The 25,367-nt window shown below is 31.5% G+C and carries 26 protein-coding genes; 6 read left to right on the forward strand and 20 right to left on the reverse strand.

What is annotated here, in order from left to right; all coding sequences use genetic code 11:
• The 12 genes from HM985_RS16125 to HM985_RS16180 form a co-directional block, all read right to left on the reverse strand.
• Positions 1-649 (reverse strand): N-acetylmuramic acid 6-phosphate etherase (locus HM985_RS16125; protein ID WP_179377246.1); only part of this gene is annotated, 649 nt, incomplete at its 3' end.
• A 204-nt stretch (positions 650-853) separates the two neighbouring features.
• Positions 854-1,669 carry a DUF4249 domain-containing protein gene (locus HM985_RS16130; RefSeq protein WP_179377247.1) on the reverse strand — a complete coding sequence of 272 codons (816 nt, stop codon included), beginning with the start codon at positions 1,667-1,669 and terminating at the stop codon, positions 854-856.
• A gap of 3 nt (positions 1,670-1,672) precedes the next feature.
• Complete coding sequence (locus tag HM985_RS16135) at positions 1,673-4,048, reverse strand: TonB-dependent receptor (RefSeq protein WP_179377248.1); 2,376 nt, start codon at positions 4,046-4,048, stop codon at positions 1,673-1,675.
• Between the two features lie 138 nt (positions 4,049-4,186).
• A complete protein-coding gene (locus HM985_RS16140) occupies positions 4,187-6,409 on the reverse strand; it encodes an NADP-dependent isocitrate dehydrogenase (protein ID WP_179377249.1) in 2,223 nt (740 codons plus the stop codon).
• A gap of 146 nt (positions 6,410-6,555) precedes the next feature.
• Positions 6,556-7,131: a pentapeptide repeat-containing protein gene (locus tag HM985_RS16145; RefSeq protein ID WP_179377250.1), complete on the reverse strand. Its 576-nt coding sequence runs from the start codon at positions 7,129-7,131 to the stop codon at positions 6,556-6,558.
• 686 nt (positions 7,132-7,817) lie between these two features.
• The gene (gene rplS / locus HM985_RS16150) at positions 7,818-8,168 is read right to left on the reverse strand and encodes a 50S ribosomal protein L19 (RefSeq protein WP_179377251.1); all 351 of its coding nucleotides are present in this window, start codon (positions 8,166-8,168) and stop codon (positions 7,818-7,820) included.
• Positions 8,169-8,315: 147 nt separating this feature from the next.
• Complete coding sequence (locus HM985_RS16155; protein WP_179377252.1) at positions 8,316-8,636, reverse strand: hypothetical protein; 321 nt, start codon at positions 8,634-8,636, stop codon at positions 8,316-8,318.
• 18 nt (positions 8,637-8,654) lie between these two features.
• Positions 8,655-9,332 (reverse strand): tRNA (guanosine(37)-N1)-methyltransferase TrmD, encoded by a 678-nt coding sequence (trmD, locus tag HM985_RS16160; RefSeq protein WP_179377253.1) that lies wholly within the window; start codon positions 9,330-9,332, stop codon positions 8,655-8,657.
• A gap of 117 nt (positions 9,333-9,449) precedes the next feature.
• Positions 9,450-9,989, reverse strand: a complete 540-nt coding sequence (hemG, locus tag HM985_RS16165) for a menaquinone-dependent protoporphyrinogen IX dehydrogenase (RefSeq protein ID WP_179377254.1) — start codon at positions 9,987-9,989, stop codon at positions 9,450-9,452.
• Between the two features lie 216 nt (positions 9,990-10,205).
• Positions 10,206-10,814: a tRNA (guanine-N1)-methyltransferase gene (locus tag HM985_RS16170; RefSeq protein ID WP_179377255.1), complete on the reverse strand. Its 609-nt coding sequence runs from the start codon at positions 10,812-10,814 to the stop codon at positions 10,206-10,208.
• Between the two features lie 216 nt (positions 10,815-11,030).
• Entirely contained in the window at positions 11,031-12,479 is a 1,449-nt protein-coding gene (locus HM985_RS16175) for a glyceraldehyde-3-phosphate dehydrogenase (protein WP_179377256.1), read from the reverse strand.
• 138 nt (positions 12,480-12,617) lie between these two features.
• The gene (locus HM985_RS16180) at positions 12,618-14,021 is read right to left on the reverse strand and encodes a trypsin-like peptidase domain-containing protein (protein WP_179377257.1); all 1,404 of its coding nucleotides are present in this window, start codon (positions 14,019-14,021) and stop codon (positions 12,618-12,620) included.
• Between the two features lie 177 nt (positions 14,022-14,198).
• On the opposite strand from HM985_RS16180, the gene dapF reads away from it, so the two are divergent.
• From dapF to HM985_RS16205, 5 genes are all read left to right on the forward strand, one after another.
• A complete protein-coding gene (gene dapF, locus HM985_RS16185) occupies positions 14,199-14,972 on the forward strand; it encodes a diaminopimelate epimerase (RefSeq protein ID WP_179377258.1) in 774 nt (257 codons plus the stop codon).
• The gene (locus HM985_RS16190) at positions 14,966-15,490 is read left to right on the forward strand and encodes a GNAT family N-acetyltransferase (protein ID WP_179377259.1); all 525 of its coding nucleotides are present in this window, start codon (positions 14,966-14,968) and stop codon (positions 15,488-15,490) included. Before dapF ends, HM985_RS16190 begins: the two co-directional genes overlap by 7 nt.
• Before the next feature lie 2 nt (positions 15,491-15,492).
• A complete protein-coding gene (gene mltG, locus HM985_RS16195) occupies positions 15,493-16,539 on the forward strand; it encodes an endolytic transglycosylase MltG (protein ID WP_179377260.1) in 1,047 nt (348 codons plus the stop codon).
• 1 nt (position 16,540) lies between these two features.
• Positions 16,541-17,446, forward strand: a complete 906-nt coding sequence (locus tag HM985_RS16200) for a DUF2279 domain-containing protein (RefSeq protein ID WP_317167143.1) — start codon at positions 16,541-16,543, stop codon at positions 17,444-17,446.
• A 118-nt stretch (positions 17,447-17,564) separates the two neighbouring features.
• Positions 17,565-18,221 (forward strand): peptidoglycan-binding protein LysM, encoded by a 657-nt coding sequence (locus HM985_RS16205; RefSeq protein WP_179377262.1) that lies wholly within the window; start codon positions 17,565-17,567, stop codon positions 18,219-18,221.
• A 62-nt stretch (positions 18,222-18,283) separates the two neighbouring features.
• Here HM985_RS16205 and HM985_RS16210 read toward each other — a convergent pair whose 3' ends face one another.
• The 3 genes from HM985_RS16210 to dnaA all read right to left on the reverse strand — a co-directional run bounded on the left by HM985_RS16210 (position 18,284) and on the right by dnaA (position 21,043).
• Positions 18,284-19,000, reverse strand: a complete 717-nt coding sequence (locus tag HM985_RS16210; protein WP_179377263.1) for an SAM-dependent methyltransferase — start codon at positions 18,998-19,000, stop codon at positions 18,284-18,286.
• 160 nt (positions 19,001-19,160) lie between these two features.
• Positions 19,161-19,613, reverse strand: a complete 453-nt coding sequence (locus tag HM985_RS16215; protein WP_179377264.1) for a low molecular weight protein-tyrosine-phosphatase — start codon at positions 19,611-19,613, stop codon at positions 19,161-19,163.
• Positions 19,614-19,615: 2 nt separating this feature from the next.
• Positions 19,616-21,043, reverse strand: coding sequence for a chromosomal replication initiator protein DnaA (gene dnaA / locus HM985_RS16220; RefSeq protein ID WP_179377265.1), 1,428 nt, complete (start codon positions 21,041-21,043; stop codon positions 19,616-19,618).
• A 198-nt stretch (positions 21,044-21,241) separates the two neighbouring features.
• Between dnaA and HM985_RS16225 the strand changes: the two genes are divergently transcribed.
• Positions 21,242-21,649: an acyl-CoA thioesterase gene (locus tag HM985_RS16225; protein WP_179377266.1), complete on the forward strand. Its 408-nt coding sequence runs from the start codon at positions 21,242-21,244 to the stop codon at positions 21,647-21,649.
• Here the strand turns inward: HM985_RS16225 and HM985_RS16230 are convergent.
• From HM985_RS16230 to HM985_RS16250, 5 genes are all read right to left on the reverse strand, one after another.
• Positions 21,644-22,252, reverse strand: coding sequence for an IMPACT family protein (locus tag HM985_RS16230; protein WP_394351852.1), 609 nt, complete (start codon positions 22,250-22,252; stop codon positions 21,644-21,646). The two genes, HM985_RS16225 and HM985_RS16230, sit on opposite strands and share 6 nt — an antisense overlap.
• A complete protein-coding gene (locus tag HM985_RS16235) occupies positions 22,249-23,100 on the reverse strand; it encodes an EamA family transporter (RefSeq protein ID WP_179377268.1) in 852 nt (283 codons plus the stop codon). The genes HM985_RS16230 and HM985_RS16235 overlap by 4 nt, the downstream gene beginning before the upstream one ends.
• Positions 23,097-23,714: an HAD family hydrolase gene (locus HM985_RS16240; protein ID WP_179377269.1), complete on the reverse strand. Its 618-nt coding sequence runs from the start codon at positions 23,712-23,714 to the stop codon at positions 23,097-23,099. The genes HM985_RS16235 and HM985_RS16240 overlap by 4 nt, the downstream gene beginning before the upstream one ends.
• A gap of 96 nt (positions 23,715-23,810) precedes the next feature.
• Entirely contained in the window at positions 23,811-24,908 is a 1,098-nt protein-coding gene (gene ribD / locus HM985_RS16245; RefSeq protein WP_179377270.1) for a bifunctional diaminohydroxyphosphoribosylaminopyrimidine deaminase/5-amino-6-(5-phosphoribosylamino)uracil reductase RibD, read from the reverse strand.
• 2 nt (positions 24,909-24,910) lie between these two features.
• Positions 24,911-25,351: an NDR1/HIN1-like protein gene (locus tag HM985_RS16250; RefSeq protein ID WP_246285058.1), complete on the reverse strand. Its 441-nt coding sequence runs from the start codon at positions 25,349-25,351 to the stop codon at positions 24,911-24,913.
• Between the last annotated feature and the right edge of the window lie 16 nt (positions 25,352-25,367).

Consider the following 25,367-nt stretch of genomic DNA (forward strand, 5'->3'; position numbering starts at 1 on the left):
CCTTTCCTAATTGAATCATTACTGTTGTAGTAATCATATTAAGAACTAATTTTTGAGCCGTACCAGCTTTCATTCTTGAACTTCCTGTTAAGAATTCTGGGCCTACTATAACTTCGATAGGAAATTGAGCTGTTAAAGATAAAGGACTATTTTGGTTACATGTAATACAGCCTGTTATAATATTTTGTGCGTTACATCTTTCTAAAGCACTAATAACATAAGGGGTGGTTCCTGAAGCAGCAATACCGATAACAACATCTTTTTCTGAAATTTGATATGCTTCTAAATCTTTCCAACCTTGAGTGGTTGAATCTTCTGCATTTTCTACTGCTTTTCTTATGGCTTTGTCTCCACCTGCTATAATTCCTACAACTAAATCATGTGAAACTCCGAAAGTAGGAGGGCATTCTGAGGCATCTAAAATTCCTAAACGACCACTTGTACCAGCTCCCATATAGAAAAGACGACCTCCATCTTTTAATTTATTAACGATTTGAAAAATAAAAGCTTCTACTTGTGGTAATGCTTTTTCTACAGCTAATGGAACACTTTGGTCTTCTTTATTTATAGAATGTATAATCTCGTTAATAGACATATTTTCGAGATTAGTATAATTTGAGTCTTGCTCTGTTGTCTTTATAAAATTCATGCCTTAAAGGTAAGAAATAATTTTGGCGTATAGGCTGCATTAGTGGTAGTAACGGCATCCTTTTTACAAAATTCATGAAGTAATTAGTATTGCTATACAATCTATAAATAGGCGAACTATTTTTAATAGCGGCTAAGTAATTTGTAAAAAGATATAGTGGATAACGCGACCCACCCTAAGGTGGGGAATGCCCAAAAAAATAATTTATTCTACAGTATAAATAACTTCATCTACTTCTGATAATCTGAAATAACCATAAGGGTAATTATCAGGATTGGTTGTATTAACACAATTTCCGCGTACTGTTGCGGGCTGCGTTTGAAAAGGTCCTCCGCCAGAATCTCCTCCTTGTTGTAATAGAATGTACATAAAATTGTAAAATTGATTAGAGATGCCATAATTTCTTATGGTTACAATATCTCCGGATTCTAAATCTTCTTCTGTGTAAAAGCCGAAAATTTGATTACCATCTGTAAAAGTATCATCATTAACATTTAAGTCTGGAACGACTGGAATATCACTAATAAATTCGAATAAATAATAGTTGTCAATTTCAGCAGGATCGGTGTAATAAGCTTTGAGCTCTATATCGTCACCCGAAAATCCACCTTCATTATTTTGCTCTATATAATCTATAGGAACAACGGCTGTTAAGGTCTCGGTTGCGGTATAAGTTTCGCCTTCGTAATCTATGGTTAAGGTGTAAACTTCATCTATTGTTGGGATGAAAGTACTATTATTATAAATGCCTGTATTGTCTGTTTCTATAAAATTGAACGTGTTGCCAGAGGTATTTGAAACCTGTATGGTTGCACCGTTTGCAGGAGGAACTGTTTCGTCGAAAAAAGGTGCTGACAAAGTTAGCTTTATACTTTGTTCGTTACCTGTGGTGCCTTTAAAATAGTTGATAGATGCTTCTATAACCAATCTAGGTTCTGCAGTATTTAAATCGACGTCAATGACATCTTCGCAATTAGTAAAAAGGATTAAAATGAGACTTATATATAGTAATCTTTTCATGATTTAAAATTTGAAATTATAAGAAAATGATGGCACGACACCAAAAATAGATAAGCGTGTAGCTTCATTAGTGCCTGAGTTTCTGTTTTCGCTAAAGGAAATACTTGCGGCATTTTTTCTGTTATAGACGTTGTATAATCCGAATACCCATTCGCCTTTAAAGTTCTTTGTGCTTTCTGGATTTGGGTTGTAATTAACAGCTAAATCTAAACGGTGATAGGAGGTAAGCCTGCTAGAATTTCGGGCTTCGTAATTAGGAATGGTGATATTATTATATTGATATTGTCCGTTTGGATAGGTCGTTGGCTGACCTGTTTGAAAAACAAAGTTAGAACTGAAAGACCATTTTTTATTTAATTCGTAACTTCCTGTAATGGAAATATCGTGTGTTTTATCGTAAGGTGTGTTGTACCATTGTCCGTTGTTAATTCCAGTTTCAATGGCTGTTCTTCCAGGTGTTCTTTGTTCTGATTTTGATAATGTGTAAGCAACCCAGCCTGTAAACTTGCCTTCATTTTTTTTGAAAAGAACCTCTAAACCATAAGCGCGCCCTTCACCATTAAGAATCACTTGTTCTATAGCGTCGTTTGCAATTAAATCGGCACCATCAATATAATCAATACGATTTTTAATGGTTTTATAAAAACTTTCGACTTCTAAGGAATAAGCATTGTTATTGAATGTTCTAAAATACCCGATAGCAACCTGATCTAATAATTGAGGTTTGATGTATTTTCCACTTGGCGACCAAACATCTAAAGGTGTTGGTGAGCTTGTGTTAGACAGTAAATGCAAATATTGGCTCATACGATTATAACTTGCTTTTACAGAAGATTTATCATTTAATTGATAAGCAATTGCTAAACGAGGTTCGAGGTTTGCAAAAGATTCTATAACATCACTTTTACTAAAAGTTTCTGTGCCTATAGGATCGGCTTTTTCGTAGATGCCAAAAGTTTCATTAAATATTAATGGACTATAGTTTTCATATACATTTAATTCATCTTGCCCTAATCGGTGAAACATACTTAATCTGGCACCGTAACTAACCGATAATTTATCACTTATTTTATGTTCTGCATCTATGTAAATGGCATTTTCGAATGCATATTTATCAATAAGTTTATATGGGTTAATACCCGAATCGTCATTAATAGGTTGAATATCTCCTGGGTTAAATTTGTAATACATACTATTTAAACCATATTCTAGTTTAAAATCATTACTGATGTAATGTTTGAAGTCGTATTTAAGGTTGACGTTTTTTATACCTGAAACCCAGTCAAAGCCAACGAAATCTAATTTTAATCCGTAGTAATAGTCGGAATAAATAAGTGATAAATTTGAAAATATTTTGTCTGAATAAAGATGATTCCACCTAAAGTTAACTACAGAATTCCCGAATGTATTCTCGAAAGTGTCAGAAAACTTAAAAACATCACGTCCAAAATAACCGGAAAGATAAATGTTATTATTATCGTTTATGTTGTAACTTAATTTTGTGTTAATATCATAGAAATAAGCAATATTATCTAAGTCAAAAAGGGGTAGGAAAAGATGTGCATAACTGCTACGGCCACCTATTAAAAAGGAACCTTTGTCTTTTTTAATTGGACCTTCAGCTAATAGACGGCTAGATATAAGTCCAATTCCACCATTCATATGAAAAGACTTGCTATTCCCTTCTTTCTGATAGATATCTAAGACAGAAGATATACGGCCTCCGTATTTAGAAGGTATTCCGCCTTTATATAATTTAATATCTTTTATGGCATCAGGGTTAAAAACCGAAAAGAACCCAAAAAGGTGAGACGAATTAAAAATTGTAGCCTCATCTAAAAGAATAAGATTTTGATCAGCAGCACCACCTCTAACATTAAAGCCTGAAGAGCCTTCGCCAGCATTGGTAACACCAGGTAAGAGGGTGATAGATTTTATAACATCGACTTCTCCTAAAACAACAGGCATGTTCTTTATCGTTTTTATGGATAAAGAATTAACGCTCATTTGTGGTTTTTTAATGTTTAATCTTTCAATGTTATCAGTAATAACAACTTCATCTAAACTTTCAGTGTTTTCGTTAAGTTTATAGTTTTTTGTAAGATTACCATTAAGAATTAAGGTTTCAGAAATTGTTTTAAAGCCTAGGTAACTTATTTGTATGTTATGCGTACCAGCAGGTAAAGTAATAGAGTAAAAGCCATATTCGTTGGTAACAGTCCCTGTTTGTTGCTCGGAAATAATGACGTTAACACCAATAAGTGTTTCATTACTTTGGTTATCTGCTATTGTGCCGCTAAGCGTAAAATTTTCTTGAGCTTGAAGTAGAATAGGGCAGAGTAAAAAGAGATAAAGGATTCTTTTGAGAACTAATATCATAACTTATGAATGATCTAATTGATTGATGGGGTATTTTACGTTTGACGATTAGCGTAACTTTTTGTTACATAATATTAAAAATAAATAAAAAAAGCTTCCCGAAGGAAGCTTTTTAGTATAACAATAATATAATATTAGTTACGCGTTTATAATAGTATTAAAAGCTTTACTTGGACGCATAGCATTAGAAATCAAATCTTCATTTGGAAGATAATATCCTTCTATATCAACAGACTCACCTTGACAATCAATAAGTTCTTTAACAATCTCTTCTTCTTTAGAAGATAAAGCATTGAAGATACTTGTAAATTCAGCTTTTAAATCAGCATCTTTATCTTGGTTTGCTAAAGCTTCTGCCCAATAAAGTGATAAATAAAAGTGACTTCCTCTGTTGTCTAATTCATTCACTTTTCTTGAAGGTCCTTTTCTGTTTTCTAATAATTTATCAGAAGCATCATCTAAGGTTTTACCTAAAATACTTGCTTTATCATTAGAGTTTACTTGAGAAAAATGCTCTAAAGAAACAGCTAATGCTAAAAATTCACCTAAAGAATCCCAACGTAAATGATCTTCAGAAATGAATTGTTGAACATGCTTAGGTGCAGATCCACCAGCTCCTGTTTCAAATAATCCACCACCATTCATTAATGGCACAATAGATAGCATTTTTGCACTTGTACCAACTTCTAAAATTGGAAATAAATCTGTTAAGTAATCTCTAAGTACGTTTCCTGTTACAGAAATAGTATCTTTTCCTTCTTTAATTCTTTTTAAAGTAAAGTTTGTAGCATCAATTAAAGAAAGAATTCTAATATCTAAACCTTCAGTATCATGATCTTTAAGATATAAGTTTACTTTTTTGATTAATTCAGCATCATGTGCTCTTTTCTTATCTAACCAGAAAACAGCAGGTGTTTCTGAAGCTCTTGCTCTTGTAACGGCAAGTTTTACCCAGTCTTGGATTGGTGCATCTTTAGCTTGGCACATTCTCCAGATATCACCTTCTTCTACTTTATGAGTTAAAAGCACTTTACCATCTGCATCAATAACTTCTACTTTACCTTTAGAAGTAATCTCGAAAGTTTTATCGTGAGAACCATATTCTTCAGCTTTTTGAGCCATGAGTCCTACGTTTGGTACAGTTCCCATTGTTGTTGGGTCAAAAGCACCATTCTTTTTACAGAAATCTATAGTTGCGCTGTAAACACCAGCATAACTACTGTCTGGTATTACCGCTTTAGTATCTTGTTGTTTCCCTTCTGCATTCCACATTTGACCAGAAGTTCTAATCATTGCAGGCATTGAAGCATCAATAATAACATCACTAGGTACATGAAGATTTGTAATTCCTCTATCTGAATTTACCATAGCTAAATCAGCTCCGTGATTTAATGCAAAACGAATATCTTCTCTTATAATGTCTCTTTTAGCTTCTGGAAGTTCACTTAATTTTTCTAATAAGTTACCGAAACCATTATTAACATCAACACCAATTTTTTCAAAAGTTTTTCCATGTTTTTTAAACAAGTCATCAAAGAATACACGAACGGCATGACCAAAAATAATAGGATCTGACACCTTCATCATGGTTGCTTTCATGTGTAAAGAAAATAATACACTCTTATCTAAAGCATCTTCTACTTGTTCTTCTAAAAATTCAAGTAAAGCTTTTTTGCTCATTATCGTTGCATCGATAATTTCACCTTGTAATAAACCTAAATCACTCTTTAAGTTTGTCTTGTTTCCTTTAGCGTCTGTATGTACAATATTAACAGAAGTAGCATTATCTAAAGTTACAGATTTTTCATTATGAGCAAAATCTCCTTTAGACATCGTTGATACATGCGTCTTAGATGTTGAAGACCAAGCACCCATACTATGTGGGTTTTTCTTTGCGTAATTTTTAACGGCTTTTGGTGCACGTCTGTCAGAGTTACCTTCTCTAAGTACTGGGTTTACAGCACTTCCTTTTATTTTATTATAACGCGATTTAATTTCTTTTTCAGTATCATCTTTTGGTTCGTCTGGATAACTAGGGATTTTAAATCCTTTAGTCTGCAATTCTTCAATTGCCGCAATAAGTTGAGGAACTGATGCACTGATATTTGGTAATTTTATAATGTTTGCCTCTGGTTTTTTAGCTAATTCTCCTAGCTCAGCTAATGCATCTGTTACTTTTTGATCGTCTGTTAAAAAATCAGGAAAAGTAGCCAAGATTCTAGCTGCTAAGGATATATCTTTTGTTTCTATAACAATACCTGAAGACTTTGTAAATGCTTCCACAATCGGTAAAAATGAACGTGTTGCTAAAGCTGGTGCTTCATCCGTTTTTGTATAAACAATCTTTGCTGTTTTCGTCATAAGTCTTGATAATAAAATGAATAAAATTGTGCTCGAAATTGAGCTGAGCAAATATACGAAAACGTTTGATTTTTACACGTATAAGATTGTTAGTTAAGTGAGTTTAATTTTATGAAATTGATAAATAAACTCTTAAAATATTTAATTTAACCTTTTATCTTAATATTATAGCTGTATAATAACCCTGAAAGGTTTTCTTTAGAAAAAGTAGCTTGTTTTACTTGATTTGCGGCAGGATTAAGGGTGAAATTATAAGCTGTTGAGAAGTCTGCTTGTTCAATATTTGTACTTTCAAAAATAGACTGTTTAAGATCGCAATTGTTAAAAACCACTTGTTTTGCTTTGCACTCAGTAAAATCTACCTGATGCATTATACATGAATTGAATTTTGTATGATTAATTTTTAATTGGTAAAAGCTACTTAAATTTAATGTGCAATTAGTAAAATTGAAGGATAGCAGGAATGTGTTACAATTTTGAAATAGTACACCTAGAATTTTACAATCTTTAAATTGAGCGGCATTAAACGTCGTATGCATTACATTAGCATTGCTAAAATTACAGCCTATGAAGTAGCATTCTAAAAATATAACATTTGAAAGATCTGTACTTTCAAAATTACAATCTGTAAATGTACAGTCTGTATATTCTGCTTTTGCAAAGGGTAGGGTTGTATAGTCTCTGGTATTAAAATCTTGTTCGTATATAAGTGGTAAGTTCATTATGCAAGAATACAAAAGAAATAAATAAGTAATTAGTATGTATTAGGTTATTGATTTAAAAATAAAAAGCCATATCATTCAGAATAATCTGCAGTGATATGGCTTTCTTAGAAACAAAACTATCTTAATCTATTTAGAATTCACTAAATAAGTTCAATGACTAAAATCATTAACTTGTTTGATTACGTAGTCTCTGCTTCAAATTCGAAACATTTTATACCATTCAAAATGTATTGACTTGGTATGACTTTGTTTCTTAGGTTTATTTTTTGGTACTAAATTCTATGTTTTTCAAATTAATGAATTCAATAGAATGGAATATTACTCATTTTAATGAGCTTTTCTCTTTAATAAAGTGATCTATTAAAAGCACATTATTAAGTTTAGTGGTCTAGTACAAATTAGTTGTTTACACAAACTGTAATAAAACCTAAAAAAACAACCCTAATTCCTAAAGAACGAATCTTTAGTAACAATTTAATATTAATTTGAAATTCAATTCAATTCAAAACCAAGCAACGCTTGTTATTAATTGTTTAACTAATTTACGTAATTATTTGAGATTAACTATGTTTTTTAACATTTTAGATATCAACAGTTTATAAACTATACTTATTAACAAAAGTTAATAACCCAAAAAAGCCTTCTTTTCAGAAGGCTTTTTTATTGTAATATATAAGTTGGAATTATCTTCTAACCTCTTTGATTCTTGCTTTTTTACCAGTAAGACCTCTAAAGTAGAAAATTCTAGCTCTACGTACTTTACCACGTTTGTTAACTTCTACTTTTTGTAAAGCAGGTAAGTTAACTGGGAAGATACGCTCAACACCAATTGTTCCAGACATTTTACGGATTGTAAACGTTTCAGAAGATCCACTTCCTTTACGTTGTAATACAACACCTCTAAAAAACTGCGTACGAACTTTTTCACCTTCTCTAATTTCATAAAATACTGTGATAGTATCACCAGCACTGAATTCAGGAAAGTCTTTACGTGTTACAAATTCGTCTTGTACAAATTTTATTAAAGAACTCATTTTATTTTATTTATAATAGTTTGATTTAAAGCAACATTCGCGATTCTCGCCAGAGGTTGGTCCAAATTGGTTTGCAAAAGTAATGATATTTATAATATACACAATGCTTTAACGCATTATTTTTATAAGGGTCAGCTTATTCTAATTCTATGATTTCTTTTTTGAAAATTCTGTTATAGCAAGGATTGTTAATCCTATAGTAAATATTAAATAAGATAAACTCTGAACGATGTTAGAAACACCTTGTAACAGTAATAAAGTATCCATACTTCCTCTGCCTGCAAAAACGTTAAGAATAATATTTCCGATGTAAGTAATAAATACTAAAATAGTACCTATTAAAATGATCCATGTTGCTAGAGTCTTCTTCTTTATAAAAAGAATAATTGACGCCATTAATATAATAAGCGTTGAAAAAACACTAATAATAGAACCTATTGTAAAAAGCATTTCAGTAGAACTAAGCATTCTATATCAATTTAGTAATTAATCTTCTAAAAGATCTGGTCGTCTTTCTTGAGTTCTTTTATAAGCTTGTTCCTCTCGCCATTTTTCAATTTTAGGGAAGTTACCACTGAATAATACTTCAGGAACTTTCATTCCATCATACTCTCTAGGCTTTGTATAAATCGGTGGTGCTAATAAATTATCTTGAAATGAATCTGTTAAAGCAGACGTCTCATTCCCTAAAACACCAGGTATTAATCTAATTACTGCATCACATAAAACAGCAGCGCCTAATTCACCTCCAGATAGCACATAATCACCAATAGATATTTCTCGAGTTATAAACTTATCGCGCACGCGTTGGTCTACACCTTTGTAATGGCCACATAAAATAATAATGTTTTCTTTTAAAGACGTTTGATTGGCGATACTTTGGTTTAATTGCTCTCCATCTGGTGTCATATATATAAGCTCGTCGTAATGACGCTCTTTTTGTAGTTTTGAAATACACTTATCAATAGGTTCTATAGTCATTACCATACCTGCACCTCCACCAAATTGAGTGTCATCAACAGATTTATAGCCACCTGTTGCATAATCTCTTAAATTATGAAAGTGAACTTCCACTAAACCAGCTTCAATAGCACGTTTTAAGATTGAGGCTTCAAACGGACTTTTTAAAAGTTCTGGTAATACAGTAATAATATCTATACGCATGATTCATTTATATAAGATTGCGAAGATATAGAATTGGTACGATTTATATCTAAGTATTTTATAGAGATTATTTAAAGCGCCATTTATAGAAGTGTTGGTAAAAAATGAAAGGGAATTTTATTCTAGTTTAATTGTTTTACTAATTCTCAATCCAAAATTATTAACCCTCGTCCAATCTGTATATTCTATAGGCGTATTAGATGAAGTAGGACCATGAGTTAGTCTCATAATTAATTTAATCATTAATTTATCAATTATTGAATAAGATTTATAATCTAATTTACCTGCAAATACTTCTAAAATATCAGGTTTAAAGTTGCTATTTTTTAAAAATTTAATGAGATAAGGATTTGTGTTAGGTGCGTTTTTATCTTCATTTCTAGCCACAAGATTTACAGAGAAAAAAGCGGTTTGTATTTTATGAAATTTAGAAATATTTTTTTCTATAAACTTAGAAACTTTATGATGATGTTTTCCATAACGAATACTTGCTCCAATAATTAAAGTGTTAAAATCTAATAAATCATCATTGAAGGTATCGATAGAATATAAGTTTGTTTCAATTTTTTTATCTTCAAAAATCGTTTTTAATTTTTCGCAAATCTTTTTAGTTTGACCATCTACTGAAGAATAAATTATTCCAATTTTTTGTGCCATGATACTCATTTATTCAATAGATACTCAGTTTTTTTTGATATAAGGCAAGCAATATAATTTTAAAGAATACCTACAAATATTATAACGATTAAAAGTAATGATTTTTTGAATTGATAAAGCTTAAAAAACGAAGTATAATTAACTACAGAATTAATTTTTGGGCACAAAAAAATCCGCAATGCAATTGCGGATTTAAATGTAATATATCAATCTTGTTTAAGACTTATGCTTATTTAATTCATCTTGTAATTGACGTCTTACTTTTTGTTCTCTCTCTAAAGCATTACGTCTATGTTCTTCAAACTCAGTTTCTACTTCAGTAAGTTTAAATTTAGCTTCCCGCGTAGCAGAATTACTGCCTTTAAATTTATAAATAAAGAATAATAATAAAGCTAAAAGTCCACCAATAATAGCCCACATTAAAACTTTGTAACTCGCTTTGTCAGTTTGTATACCAAATAACGAAATATTATCTTTTTCATCGTTGGTAGCATTTAATGTAGATTCTGTATTAGATAAATTAGATTTTAGGCTTTCTATTTCACCAGCTTGCTTAGAAACAACGGCTTGCGTGTCTGTTAAATCCTTATGTACAGCTTTAAGAGAATCTAACGTATGTGCTTTTAACGTGTAAAGCCATGTTTTCTTCACAGTCTTATATTCTTGCCAACTGTTAGAGCGTCTTATTACAAATTCGAATTGATTATCTATAGTACCTTCATTTAGAGATAATTTCTCTTCTTGATCATCATCTGTTTGTGCAGATATTGATGGTGAATTAAGTGTAACTAGAAGAATAACAGTAAGTTTGGTTAAGAATTTCATCTTAGGTTTAATTTATGATTGTGTTAGTTTAAAAAGTATGCCAAGATAATAATTTTATGAAGACTTCATATAACAATTATCAAACAAATAGCCTTACATACTAGGTAAGGCTAATTATATACGATGCATAATTTAATTTAGATCTTAAATTTTTTAAATCGTTTATTTCAAAAAATGAAAGGACTTATTAAATTATTCTCAGATCTTAAAAAGGATCTAATAATAAGAGTAACGTCTAACCTTAGCAATATATTTTGCTAAACGAATAACTTGATGACTATAGCCATATTCGTTATCATACCATATATAGAGAATGGCATTTTTTCCGTCTTTTCTAACTATCGTTGCTTTGCTATCATATATAGAAGGTGCAGAGCAGCCTACAATATCGCTAGAAACTAATTCATCGCTCATTTCATATTTAATTTGCTCAACTAAATCACCTTCTAAAGCATATTTTTTCATTATTGTATTAATGCTTTCTACAGTTGTTTCATTTTCTAATTCTAAATTAAGAATAGCCAAAGACCCATTTGGCACGGGAACTCTAATAGCATTAGAGGTTAATTTTCCTTCTAAGGCAGGAAGCGCTTTGCTAACAGCTTTACCAGCTCCGGTTTCTGTTATTACCATATTTAATGCTGCAGCACGACCACGTCTGTATTTTTCGTGAAAATTATCTACTAGATTTTGATCGTTGGTATAAGCGTGAATGGTTTCTAAATGTCCAGTTTTAATACCGAAAGAGTCTTCCATAGCCTTTAAAACAGGGGTAATTGCATTTGTAGTACAAGAAGCTGCTGAGAAAATCTGAACCTTATCAGGATTGTGTTCTAAATGATTAATACCATGTACAATATTTGGAATTCCTTTTGCAGGAGCAGTGATTAATACTTTGTCTGCACCTTTAGATTTAAGGTGTCTGCTTAATGCTTCATGATCTCTAAATGCACCTGTATTATCAATAATTAAGGCATTATTAATTCCGTATGCTGTATAATCAATAGCTTCTGGCGCATTTGCAGAAATAATTTTTACAGTAGTTCCGTTTATAATTAAAGCTGAATTCTTTACATCAATATTTACAACTCCATGAAAATCACCGTGTACAGAGTCATTTCTTAATAAAGAAGCTCGTTTTTCTAAAACAGTCTCATTAACGGCCCCTCTGGTTACAATAGCTCTTAAGCGCAATTGGTTTCCTTTTCCGGTTCGTGTCATTAATTCTCTTGCAACCAAACGACCAATTCTACCAAACCCATAAAGAACAACATCTTTAGGTTTGATACCTTTATTGTCTTTTGCATCTTTTAGTTTAGAAGTTACAAAAGCTGTAGCATTACCGTATTTTTGATCTTCTAAATGATATTCATAAGTTAATTTACCGATATCTAATTTAGCAGGTGGTAAACTTAAGGCGCTAATAGCTTGTGCAATTTCAACAGAATCGAAAATGGAAATAGGTTTCTGAACAAATTTTCCTGCATACTCATGTAAGTTTAATATTTCGCTTACATTTCTGTCTATTAATTGATTTCTGAATAAGACCAGTTCAATTGATTTATCGTACCATAAATCGCTAACAATTTTAATAAATTCTACTGTTGCTCTGCGACGATCGGCTTGAAACGCTAATTCTTTCTCATAAGAGGCATTAAATCCCATGTTTTCTTGGTTTAAGTGATTTAGATTTTGCGCAAAAGTAACCTATTTCAAACGTTTTCGTAAATCCTTTTATGAAAAATAAAACCCTTTCAAAATTCAATATTTTGAAAGGGTTTTCAATGCTTAAATAATAATGATTTATCTGAAGTTATAAACTATTTTTTCTCCATTTTTATTAATCACTTCAATTTGAAGCGGCTCATTATAAAGACGCGTTTTTATGGCATTCTGAGCATCTTCAACAGTATATAATTTTTTACCATTTATTCGAGTAATTATACTACCTTCTTCAACACCACTCTTAAGCCAGTTAGATTTATAATTTGCATCTAATTCAGAAATTTTAACACCATATTCTGTATTATAACGCTTTAAATCTTTTTCCGAAGGGTTTTTAATTAAGCCAATAGTTGGCAAAGTATAGCTCGATGGTTTTAATAAAGTTACAGGCAGCATTTCTTCATTTCCATCTCTAAGTAAAGTTACATTCACCACGTCGTCAGGGCTTTTAGTTTTTAAATAACCGGTTAAGTCAGAGAATTTATGAATTTCTACTTTATCAATTCTTTTAATGATGTCGCCAGTTTTAATTCCTGCTTTATCTGCGCCGGTATCTTCTTGTACATCGCTAACATAAAAACCTTCGGTAATATCCGTTCCTAACTCTTTAGCCGCGGCACTATTTAAAGCACCACCAACCACTCCTAAAATACCATTTTGCACATTGCCATATTCCATAATATCATTCACAATCTTGCGTGCAATATTGCTAGGTACGGCAAAAGAATAACCAATATAAGATCCTGTTTGAGATGAAATGGCGGTGTTAATTCCTATTAAATCACCGTTTGTATTCACTAATGCTCCACCAGAATTCCCAGGATTAACTGCTGCATCAGTTTGAATAAAAGACTGCATATGCTGACCAGATAAATCTCTTGCTTTTGCACTTATAATACCTGCAGTTACAGTAGATGTTAAGTTAAAAGGATTTCCAACCGCTAATACCCATTCTCCAACCTTAGCATTATCAGAATCACCAAATGCCATAAATGGCAAATCGTCTTCAGTATCAATTTTTAATAAGGCAATGTCTGTTGCTTCATCAGATCCGATGACTTCAGCGATATAAGATTTATTGTTATTTAAGGTAATGCTAATTTCATTCGCATTTTTAATAACGTGATTATTTGTTACAATATAACCTGTAGGAGAAATAACAACTCCACTTCCTGTTCCTACTTGTGCACGTTGCGATTGTCTACCGTAAAACAAATCTTGCATGGTTGAAGACACAACAGATGTGTTTTTTACGTGAACAACAGCGTCTAAAGATTTTTCAGCAGCATCTACAAAATCAGGTGTAGAAACTTTATTTACATTAATAGAATTTGAATTATTTGTAGGCACAAATACGGGGTAATCAGATGATTGCTCAACGGCTAAAAGTTGCGCATCATTCTCTACAAAAAGTTTATAACCACCTAAAGTTAATAGACCACCTAATGCAGAAACAAACACCAATGTTATAATCTTCTTCATAATTTTTCAGATTTAAGTTTAACTATTTTAATTATTTATGTTCCTTAGAACGATTAAAATTAGAAATTTATTGATTTAGATTTTGATTTTAACGACTATTTAACGCCAAATTTAACGCCCTATTAACACCATATAATAAAGACTAATATGCTTATATTTGTGGCTTATTTTTTAAGTATGACATTTTATAAATATCAAGGAACAGGCAACGATTTTGTGATTGTAGATAACCGTCTGCAACTAATAGACAAAAAGGATACCAAGCGCATAGCAACCATTTGTGATAGACGTTTTGGTGTTGGTGCCGATGGTTTTATACTTCTAGAAAATGATGATAATGTGGACTTTAAAATGGTCTATTATAATGCAGATGGTAACGAAAGTAGTATGTGCGGCAATGGTGGACGCTGTATTGTGGCTTTTGCGAAATTTCTTGGTATCATTGAAAATGAAACGGAATTTATAGCCATCGACGGACTTCATAAAGCTAGAGTAGAAGATGATTGGGTACATCTTCAAATGCAAGGTGTTTCTACTATTGACTCTTACGATAATCATTTATTTTTAAATACAGGTTCCCCACATCACGTAGAAATTGTTTCAGATTTAAAAGCTTTTGAAGTAAAATCTAATGGTGCTAAAATTAGATATGGTAAACCATATAACGAAGCAGGAACTAATGTGAATTTTGTAACACAATTAGAGTCTGATTGTTTTGCTGTTAGAACATACGAGCGTGGGGTAGAAGATGAAACTTTATCTTGTGGTACAGGTGTTACAGCTGTAGCATTAGCGATGCATAAAAGTGGAAAAACAAAAGCAGACATTATAAAGTTAGAAACTGAAGGCGGTGAGCTAAAAGTAACTTTTAGTAGTAATGAAGATGGCTATAATAATATTTGGTTAGTTGGTCCTGCTCAACAAGTTTTTAAAGGTGAATTAGTATGGTAAGTCTCAAAGGAATTCATATTTATTTAAGAGCATTAGAACCCGAAGATCTCGATTTTGTATATGCTATTGAAAACAATACATTGCTTTGGTCGTTAAGTGATACACAAACACCGTATTCTAGATTTTTAATAAAGCAATATTTAGAAAATGCACAACAAGATATTTTTGAAGCCAAACAGCTTAGATTAGCAATTTGTGATTATAATAATCATACTATCGGGTTAATAGATGTGTTTGATTTTGATATAAAAAATAAACGGGCAGGTATCGGAATCTTGATTCAAGATAAAGAAAATAGAAATCAAGGTTATGGTAAAGAAGCTCTAAAAATATTAGTGGATTACTGTTTTCAAACTTTACATTTGCACCAGGTATATGCTAATATCTCAGAAAGCAATTTGGCAAGTTTAAAATTGTTTGAAGGTAACGGCTTTAACATTATAGGATTAAAAAAAGATTGGAGTTTCGATGGTGAAAATTATACCAACGAATATATTTTACAACAGATTAATAATTAACTATGTATATTAAAAAAATTCTGTGGGCAGTAGCTCTTATTGGTTTAGTGATTTGTGGCGGATTTGCTTATTATATTTATAATGCTATGTTTTCACCAAACACTAATTTTAATAATAACGAAGCATACATTTATGTGCCAACTAATGCGACTTACGCTGAAGTACGATCGCAATTAGAACCATTGTTAGACGATATTGATGCCTTTGATGCTTTAGCCAAACAAAAAAAATATGTAGAAAAAATAAAGTCTGGAAAATTCGCGATATCAAAAGGGATGAATAATAATGATATTATTAATACTATCAGAATTGGGAATGGATTAGAAGTAAATGTATCATTTAATAATCAGCATAATTTGGCAGATTTAGCAGGAAGAATTAGTGCACAAATTGAAGCAGATAGTTTGTCTTTATTAACCGCAATGACAGACGAAGCATTTTTAACTAAAAATGGTTTCAACAATGCTACAGTATTAGGTATGTATCTACCAAATAGCTACAAGTTTTATTGGAATGTATCTGCTGAAACGTTTAGAGATAGAATGTTAATAGAATACAAACGATTTTGGACAGAGGCAAGGAAAGCAAAAGCTAAAAAATTGAATTTAACACCAAATGAAGTGATTACTTTAGCTTCAATAGTTCATGAAGAGTCTAAGCAAGCCGATGAGCAACCTAGAGTTGCAGGTGTATATTTAAACAGACTTCGTATTGGTATGCCATTACAAGCAGATCCTACTTTAAAATTTGCAGCTTATCAATTACCACAATATCAAGATATTATTATTAGACGTGTTCTGAATATTCATAAAGATATTGACTCTCCTTATAACACCTATAGAAATTTAGGTTTACCTCCTGGACTTATAGCTATGCCAGATTTGTCTGCTATAAAAGCTGTTTTAAATCCGGAATCTCATAGTTACCTTTATTTTGCAGCAGATGCAAAACGTTTAGGATATCATAAGTTTGCAAAAACATTAGGACAACATAATAATAATGCAAGAGAATATCATAGGTATTTGTCTTCTCAAGGGATTAATAAATAAAGTGAATCGCTTTTTTGGCTGTACAGTACTTTTATTATTAATTAGTAATGCGCTTTATTCGCAATCAAAATTTAATCAGTTTTTAAAACCGAGTGACACCCTAAACACGTCGCGAAGAAATACAGTTCTTATTACAGAAACTGCACTAGCGACAACAACACTAATTAGTTTAAATCAATTATGGTACGCTGATTACCCACGGTCTAATTTTAAAACATTAGATGATAGCAAAGAGTGGTTACAGATGGATAAAATGGGGCATATGTTTTCATCTTATCAATTAGGTAGACTAGGAGCTAGCACTTTAAAATGGGCAGGAGTCAGTAAAAAATCTCAACTAATTTATGGCTCTACATTGGGGTTGGGTTTTCTTTCCGCTGTTGAAGTTATGGATGGTTTTTCTAAAGAATGGGGATTCTCTTGGTCAGACATGGCAGCCAATGCAGTAGGTACAAGTTTACATATTGGGCAAGAATTGCTTTGGGAAGAACAACGTTTTGTTTTAAAGTATTCATTCCATCGTACAAAATTTGCCAAACAGCGACCGAATAAATTGGGTAGTGGTATTACTGAAGAATTTCTTAAAGATTACAATGGGCAAACTTATTGGTTAAGTGCAAATATTAATTCATTCTTAAAAACAGAGACAATTCCTAATTGGTTAAACTTAGCTTTTGGTTATGGAGCCGATGGCATGTTAACAGGTGAAGCTTATGATCCTTTGTTCTTAAATCAGAATAGAAAACGGCAATATTACCTGAGTTTAGATATCGATTTAAGTCGAATTAAAACAAATTCTCACGTCCTAAAAACTTTATTTGATGTTTTCAATGTCATTAAGATCCCTTTTCCTACTATAGAAATGAATGACGATGGTCGAGTTAAGTGGCACTATATCTACTTTTAAGTTAAAATTTTAACACTTAAACGGTTGATTTTCAGTAATTGAAAAAATGTTGTATATTTGCACGCGAATTTTGCGAGACTGTTTTTTAAAACAATCTTGCTATAAAAATTTAGCTGTTATGAATAAAAATAACATTAAGAGTATAGTATTACCGTTTTCAATTTGTTTACTTATGGCTCTAGCCTTGTATCCAGATTCGGCACTTAATCCTGATACGTATTCAACAGAAGGATTAGATTTAGATTTTACTGTTTCTGAAGATTTAGCTGTAGCAACCAAAGAACACGCTGTAAAACCAAATGTATTTACTCCGTATTTAGGGAAATCATTTGAAGGCTTTAAAGAAGCTTTAGCGTTTAAAGAATCTAGAGGTGATTATTTTACAGTAAATACTTTAGGGTATTTGGGGAAATATCAATTTGGTGCAGAAACTTTAAAAGTGATTGGGATATACGATCCAAATCAATTTTTGTATAATCCCGAATTACAAGAAAAAGCATTTATAGCAAATGCAGAACGTAATAAATGGGTGCTTCGAAAAGATATTACAAGGTTTGAAGGTAAAAAAATAGGAGGTATTAAAGTTACTGAATCTGGTATTTTAGCAGCAGCACATTTAGCTGGTCCAGGAAGTGTAAAGAAATTTTTACGGAGTTATGGTGTTCAAAATTTTTCTGATGCTTACGGATCGTCTGTAAGATATTATATGAAAAAGTTTTCGGGTTATGATACTTCAATGATTACACCAGATAAAAAAGCAAGAGTTACCTTATAGTTTCTCTTTTATCTTATTAATGAAAAACGCTCTAATATTTTTAAAATATTAGAGCGTTTTTTTTAATCCTTCTGAATAATAAATATAGAGGGTCTCTTATGTAGATCTTCTTTATTATGTTTCCAATCTTTTATAGGTTTTGTCTTTATAAACTCGGTCGATAAAGTAATGTCACATGCTATGCATAGTCGTGTATTAGGATGAAGAACATTAATTAGGTCTTCTAACATTTTCATATTTCTATAAGGCGTCTCAATAAAAATTTGAGATTGGTTATGCTCAGAAGATATACGTTCTAATGTTTTTAATTTGGACTTACGTTCACTTTTATCGATGGGTAAGTAACCATTAAAAGTAAAGCTTTGTCCATTCATACCAGACCCCATTAAAGCTAATAGAATAGACGAAGGACCTACTAAAGGAACAACATTAATATCCATTTGATGTGCCAATCCAGCAATATCAGCTCCCGGATCTGCAATTGCGGGACAACCGGCTTCAGAGAGTAAACCTATAGAAATACCTTCTAAGGATGGGTTTAAAAATGTATTACGTTCTACCTCTGTAGTGTATTTATTTAAAACTTGAAGTTTTAACGCAGATTGTGATTTATTAGGTGATATGCGTTTAATAAATCGACGAGCCGTTTTTTCATTTTCAACAATGTAATAATCTAGCTCTTCAATAATTTTTTTGATTGATATTGGTAACACTTCAAGAGGTGGATTGTCACCTAATCTTGTTGGTATGAGGTATAATTTTCCTTTAGTACTGTTCATTTAATTGGGAAACTAGTTAAGATTAATAAGTGTTTAGGTTGTTGACTTATATAGAGATCATAGTATATTGCAATATTCAGTAATAAGCTATTACAATTATTAAATATGAAGCTCAATAAATTAATAAGAGACTAATTTACAAAAAAGATGGTTAATATATCTATTTGATTTGAGCGGCTAATATCTCACAAGTTTCGTTAATAAGATCAAAGACGTATTCAAAATCAATTAAATCTCCATAATACGGATCAGGCAAATTTTTATCTTCAATTGAAGAATTAGCATCAAGAAATAATTTCACTTTTTCAATATCAGCTGTATTTCTAGCTAAACTGATAATATCAGAATAATTAGATTGATCCATTGCATAGATATAATTAAAAGTATCAAAATCTGAAACTATAAATTTTCGTGCACTTTGACCACTAATATCTAAGCCGTTACTTTTAGCAACGGCTATAGAGCGTTTGTCTGGTAAATTACCAATATGATAAGCTGCAGTACCAGCTGAATCTACATAAAAATGATCTTTAGTAAGTTTAGATTCCATTATGCCATGAGCTAATGGTGAACGGCAAATGTTACCTAAGCACACCATTAAAATACGAGTCATAATTATAGTGCTAATTTTTTAGATAGGTCTTCAACGTATTTTCTAAATTGTTTATCTGTTGAAGATAAATTATCAACGGTCTTACAAGCATGCAATACAGTAGCATGATCACGTTGTCCAATTTGAGAACCAATACTAGCTAAAGACGCTTTAGTATATTTTTTTGCAAAAAACATAGCTAATTGACGTGCTTGAACAATATGACGTTTTCTTGTTTTAGATTGAAGTGTATTTACATCCATTTGAAAATAGTCAGAAACTACTTTCTGAATGTAATCTATAGAAACTTCACGTTTAGTGTTTTTAACAAATTTCTCTACAATATCTTTTGCTAAGCTTATTGTAATTTCTTTTTTGTTAAATGATGATTGTGCAATTAATGAAATAATAGCACCTTCTAGCTCTCTAACATTACTTTTAATATGCTTTGCAACATACTCAATAATATCGTCTGGCATTTCAACACCATCTCTGTAAAGCTTGTTCTTTAAGATAGAAACTCTCGTTTCAAAATCAGGAGTTTGTAATTCAGCAGAAAGTCCCCATTTAAAACGCGATAATAAACGTTGTTCAATGTCTTGCATATCAACAGGGGCTTTGTCACTCGTTAAGATAACTTGCTTTCCGTTTTGATGTAAGTGATTAAATATATGAAAGAACACATCTTGTGTACCTGTCTTACCAGATAAAAACTGAACATCATCTATTATAAGTACATCTATAATTTGATAGAAGTGAATAAAATCGTTTCTGTTATTTTTCTTTACAGAATCTATATATTGTTGAGTGAATTTTTCAGCGGAAATATATAAAACTGTTTTTTCAGGATATTTATCTTTAATATCCACACCAATAGCATGTGCTAGGTGCGTTTTTCCTAAACCGACTCCACCAAATATTAAAAGCGGATTAAAAGATGTACCTCCTGGTTTGTTAGCAACAGCAATACCTGCGTTTCTAGCCAATCTATTAGAGTCGCCTTCTAAGAAATTTTCAAAACTATAACTTGGGTTTAGTTGAGATTCAATCTTTACGTTTCTAATTCCAGGAATTATAAAAGGATTTTTAAGCTCTGGACTTTTATTGTTAAAAGGAACATCAACATCTTGAGATTTTAATGCAGATCTATTCGAACTTGGTATCTTTTCTGTAAAAGGTTGTTTGTTACCATAGGTATTCTCCATTCTAATAACATACACCAATTTAGCATCTTCACCTAATTCTTTGTTAAGTGATACTTTTAAGATTTTTACATAGTGCTCTTCTAACCACTCGTAAAAAAATTTACTAGGTACCTGAATACTTAATGCGTTACCTGAAAGTTTAACAGCATCTATAGGTTCAAACCAAGTTTTATAGGCTTGCGGTTGAATATTATCCTTTATAAAAGCGAGACAATTACTCCATACAGATTGCGCTGTGTTATCCATTCGTTAACTTAAGTTTTTATTGATAATTTAGATTAGTAAAAAAAAAGAGAAGTGAATTCTCTTGTAGTTTTTAACAGCACAAATATGTGAACAAAATTCTGAAAAAAAAAATCTAATTTCAATGATTCTTTAGAATTTTTTCCCCATGTTTAAAACAATTTAAAATTACGAAATTATTACTTAATATAAGATATATATATGAATTATAATGAAACTGAATTAAGAGTTCGCTATGGTGAAACTGATCAAATGGGCGTTGTTTACCATGCCAATTATGCAGCGTACTTCGAAGTAGGTAGAACCGAGTGGTTACGAGAGTTTGGACTGAGTTACAGCGGGATGGAGGCAGATGGTGTTATGTTACCTGTAATTTCGTTATCCATAAAATACAAAAATTCAGCACGTTATGATGATCTTCTTAAAGTGAAAACAATTCTAAAAAAAATGCCTACAGCCTCTATTGAGTTTGATTACGAATTAAGAAACGAATCTGATGTTTTATTAGCAACAGGAAATACGGTTTTAGCTTTTATTAACATGAAGAGTAACCGGCCTACGAGATGTCCAAAATATATTTTAGACCAACTACAAAATTACTCGTTATAATTCTTTGATGTCAACACCAAAAAATTGTGAAAAAAGATCGAATACTTTTGAACTGTGGTTTTTTCTGACAGATATTTCTAATAAGCAATCGAGTTCCAATTTTTGATTTGTGATTGCAACGTCATTTTCTTTCAAAATGCGCATCACCTTACTCATGTTTTTATATTCAAATTGAAGTTGGAATTCTTTGTTTATTGTTCGCTCTATAATTTTTGAAGCTACAAGCGCTAATTGTGCACCTGTTCTGTATGCGTTAATTAATCCGCCAACACCAAGTTTTACGCCGCCGTAATAACGAACGACTATGATTAAGATGTTAGTGACTTCAAAAGATTGAATTTGTCCATAAATAGGCATTCCTGCAGAGTTGTTAGGTTCTCCGTCATCATTGGCTCTATATTGTAGGGTTTCTGTTCCTATCTGATAGGCGTAACACCAATGTCTGGCAGCATAATGTTCTTTTTTTATGGCTTCTAAATGTTGTTTTATTTGCTCTTCATTAGTAACAGGAAAAGCAAAACCATAGAATTTACTGTTTTTGTCTTTAAATAGTTCGCCTTGAGTAGGCTTTGTAATTGTTTTATAAATATCGTCTTCCATTATGCTAAAGTGACTAATAAGATTGCAATTAAGGCTAAAATAATACCAATCCAATTTTTCTTAGAAATGTTTTCTTTAAAGAATATTAAACCGATTAATGTAGAGAGTGCTAAAATTGCAATATGATTTATTGTAAATAATGTAGAGCTTTCTGTGTTTTCAACACGTAAGGCCATTAGTAAAAAATGTATAGATCCATAATTAACGATACCTAAAGCGAAACCAAAAGGAATACATTTTAATTTAAAAACACTTTTGTTTTTTAAAGCTTTAAAAATTAAAAGCGATACACCAATTACAGCTGCCATTGCAAATATTGTTGCTGAGAATAAAGGAATATTATCATCTGGTGCAAAATAATTGATAGAAGTATCTATTGTACCAGAGCCTAAAAATAAAATGATAGGCAAGTAGATGGATTGTTTTAGGTTACCGTTTCCTTTTTGTTTTACAGAAGTGAGATATACGGCAATTAAAGCTAGTACAATTCCTGTGATTTTTTGAATACCTATACTTTCCTTAAAAACTAAAATACCAAATAGAATAGGGATAATGACACTCATTTTACTAGAAACGGAGGCTACTGAAAGGCCATTTTTCTGAGCCGTTAGTGCCATAACGTTAAATATCGCTATAAATAGAAATCCTAACATTATAGCGGCTACAAACCAATTAGATTGAACTATTTCGGTAGGGTTAATGTTGCCTTCGTATAAAAAGAATCCACAAAAGAAGGCAACAAAATAATTGATAACAATAACTTGTAAGGTGTCAATGTTAAATTTCTTCAATAGTTTAAATACCACAAAAATTGCAGTAGAAGATAAAATACTAATGAGTAAGTATATCAAAAAAGGTCTTTTTTAGTTTCAAAAAGTGTAATAATGTCTTCTTTCGTTTCGTCTATATTCCAAGTATGAAAACCCATGGTAGCAGCAGTATCTGTATTGTCTTTAGTGTCATCAATAAAAAGACATTCGTTAGCAATAAGATTATTTTCTTTTAACACAAATTCGAAAATATCAGTATTTGGTTTTCTAAAGTGAATTTCTTGCGATAAATAAAAGGCATCAAAGCAAGCTTTAAATTCTTCAAAGAATGGTGTTGTAGATTTTACAGCATCAATATGTAAATCATTGGTGTTGCTTAACAGTATGAGCTTGTATTTTTTTTGTTTTGCTATATTTTGAATGAATTCTAATCTAGACATTGGGAAATCTTTTAGGATAGAATTCCAAACGTCAATGAGTTGTTTTTCTTCTATGTTTGAAAATTTACTTTTATAAAAATCAACAAATTCTGAAGTCGAAATTTTTCCAACTTCATAAAGTTCATTGGTTGTGTTCATTTCTGCATCTAATGCTTCAATTTGAAATAAATCTAAAGCATTTTGCATAGCGCCTTGTTTATCTAAGTTGATAAATACATCGCCAAAATCGAAAATTAGTGTTTTAATTTTACTCATTTATTCTTGGTTGCATTTAGTAGAGTCTAAATGCTTTTTTTGTTATTATAATCTGTTAATTCTACTTGTATTTTTTAATGAACCTGCTAGGTTTTACTATCTAGGTTTGTAAATATTCAGCTTATCTTCTAAAATATCAGTTTCAGAAATTAATTGTCCTTTTAGTTTAGGTGCTTTTGTGCCTTCATTAAATTGAGAATGACCAACAAAAATTCGTGCTTCGTCCCAAAGCTCTTCATCAATAAAGGTTTGTAATGTTTTTGCGCCGCCTTCTATGATTATTGAATTAATTTTAAATTTATATAAAGTATCGCATATTTGTTTTGCGATTGAAGTTTTTAAATTCCAATTAATTTCTGCATAGGCAGCATTACGGCCTCTTTGTAAAGGAGGGGAAATAACCCAACCTTTTTGATTGTCATCAATTTTAGGAAATAAATCATTTACACCGTGAAAAATTATATTTTCGGCTTCATCATTAAAAACACTAGCGTCTGTATTCAATTTTAAATCTTTATCTAAAACCACTCTAATCGGATTTTTGCCTGTCCAATCTCTAACGGTTAAACTCGGATTATCTTCTAAAACCGTATTCGTTCCAACTAAAATGGCTTGTTCTTCGGCTCGCCATTTGTGCACAAGCTGACGCGAATAAGGATTAGTAATCCAAACAGGTTTTTGCTCGTCTCTAGTTTTTGGTGCAATAAAACCATCTTTGGTTTCCGCCCACTTTAATATAATATAAGGACGCTTTTTATTATGAAAAGTAAAAAAGCGTTTGTGATGTTCCTTGCATTCTGTTTCTAAAACGCCAACGGTAACATTACAACCCGATGCTTTTAATTTTGCAATTCCCTTTCCTGCAACTTCCGGATTATCATCGATACAGCCAATAACCACATTCGGAATTTTATGAGATACAATTAAATCACTGCAAGGAGGTGTTTTTCCAAAATGACTACAAGGTTCTAAAGTGACATAAATGGTGCTTTTTGCTAAAAGCGACTTGTCTTTTACGGCGTTAATTGCGTTAACTTCAGCGTGGTTTCCACCGTATTCACTGGTAAAACCTTCGCTAATTATAGTGTTATTATAAACAATGACAGCGCCAACCATTGGGTTGGGTCTTGTGCTTCCTAATCCGTTTTTTGCAATTTGTAAACAACGATTTATGTATGTTTCGTGAGTAGTCAATTTTAGAATTTTATTTTTACATCCTGGATTTCATCAACGGTATAGGTTGAAGAATATCCCATAATCTTATATTTTATAGCGCCTTTGTAATGTAATTTTAAACTTTGTGTTAGTAAACTACCTAAAAGACTTCCTAGATTTTTATCACTAGTAAGGCTTGCAGTTGCTACTTTAACCGTTAGCGGAATGGTGAAATTTTTCCTTCTAGGAACATCAAATTCATCCGAAATTACAGAAGCAAGCTCTAAGTCATTTAAATAAACTTTAAGGTCATCGGTTTTTAAAGTACCGCCAACATCATTTTTATTTAGAAATAATGCATCAGCTCTAATTGTAATGGTTTTAGAATTAGAATCTATAACTTCAATATTCTCTAACCTAACAAATTCGGGCTTTTTGGTAAAAGAGCAGTTAAATAGTAGTGTTAAAATTAAGGAAAACATTAAGAGTCTTTTCAAC

Source organism: Winogradskyella wichelsiae (assembly GCF_013403925.1).
GTDB classification, from domain to species: domain Bacteria; phylum Bacteroidota; class Bacteroidia; order Flavobacteriales; family Flavobacteriaceae; genus Winogradskyella; species Winogradskyella wichelsiae.

Bases quoted from the DNA above. Each gene is read 5' to 3' on its own strand.
- HM985_RS16140 (WP_179377249.1), bottom strand. From the start codon at position 6,409: ATGACGAAAACAGCAAAGATTGTTTATACAAAAACGGATGAAGCACCA.
- HM985_RS16175 (WP_179377256.1), bottom strand. From the start codon at position 12,479: ATGGGATTTAATGCCTCTTATGAGAAAGAATTAGCGTTTCAAGCCGAT.
- HM985_RS16135 (WP_179377248.1), bottom strand. From the start codon at position 4,048: ATGATATTAGTTCTCAAAAGAATCCTTTATCTCTTTTTACTCTGCCCT.
- HM985_RS16155 (WP_179377252.1), bottom strand. From the start codon at position 8,636: ATGCTTAGTTCTACTGAAATGCTTTTTACAATAGGTTCTATTATTAGT.
- HM985_RS16240 (WP_179377269.1), bottom strand. From the start codon at position 23,714: ATGAGTAAAATTAAAACACTAATTTTCGATTTTGGCGATGTATTTATC.
- HM985_RS16180 (WP_179377257.1), bottom strand. From the start codon at position 14,021: ATGAAGAAGATTATAACATTGGTGTTTGTTTCTGCATTAGGTGGTCTA.
- HM985_RS16190 (WP_179377259.1), top strand. From the start codon at position 14,966: ATGGTAAGTCTCAAAGGAATTCATATTTATTTAAGAGCATTAGAACCC.
- HM985_RS16250 (WP_246285058.1), bottom strand. From the start codon at position 25,351: ATGTTTTCCTTAATTTTAACACTACTATTTAACTGCTCTTTTACCAAA.
- dapF (WP_179377258.1), top strand. From the start codon at position 14,199: ATGACATTTTATAAATATCAAGGAACAGGCAACGATTTTGTGATTGTA.
- dnaA (WP_179377265.1), bottom strand. From the start codon at position 21,043: ATGGATAACACAGCGCAATCTGTATGGAGTAATTGTCTCGCTTTTATA.
- HM985_RS16170 (WP_179377255.1), bottom strand. From the start codon at position 10,814: ATGAAATTCTTAACCAAACTTACTGTTATTCTTCTAGTTACACTTAAT.
- HM985_RS16145 (WP_179377250.1), bottom strand. From the start codon at position 7,131: ATGAACTTACCACTTATATACGAACAAGATTTTAATACCAGAGACTAT.
- HM985_RS16225 (WP_179377266.1), top strand. From the start codon at position 21,242: ATGAATTATAATGAAACTGAATTAAGAGTTCGCTATGGTGAAACTGAT.
- mltG (WP_179377260.1), top strand. From the start codon at position 15,493: ATGTATATTAAAAAAATTCTGTGGGCAGTAGCTCTTATTGGTTTAGTG.
- HM985_RS16215 (WP_179377264.1), bottom strand. From the start codon at position 19,613: ATGACTCGTATTTTAATGGTGTGCTTAGGTAACATTTGCCGTTCACCA.
- hemG (WP_179377254.1), bottom strand. From the start codon at position 9,989: ATGGCACAAAAAATTGGAATAATTTATTCTTCAGTAGATGGTCAAACT.
- HM985_RS16130 (WP_179377247.1), bottom strand. From the start codon at position 1,669: ATGAAAAGATTACTATATATAAGTCTCATTTTAATCCTTTTTACTAAT.
- rplS (WP_179377251.1), bottom strand. From the start codon at position 8,168: ATGAGTTCTTTAATAAAATTTGTACAAGACGAATTTGTAACACGTAAA.
- HM985_RS16210 (WP_179377263.1), bottom strand. From the start codon at position 19,000: ATGAACAGTACTAAAGGAAAATTATACCTCATACCAACAAGATTAGGT.
- HM985_RS16205 (WP_179377262.1), top strand. From the start codon at position 17,565: ATGAATAAAAATAACATTAAGAGTATAGTATTACCGTTTTCAATTTGT.
- trmD (WP_179377253.1), bottom strand. From the start codon at position 9,332: ATGCGTATAGATATTATTACTGTATTACCAGAACTTTTAAAAAGTCCG.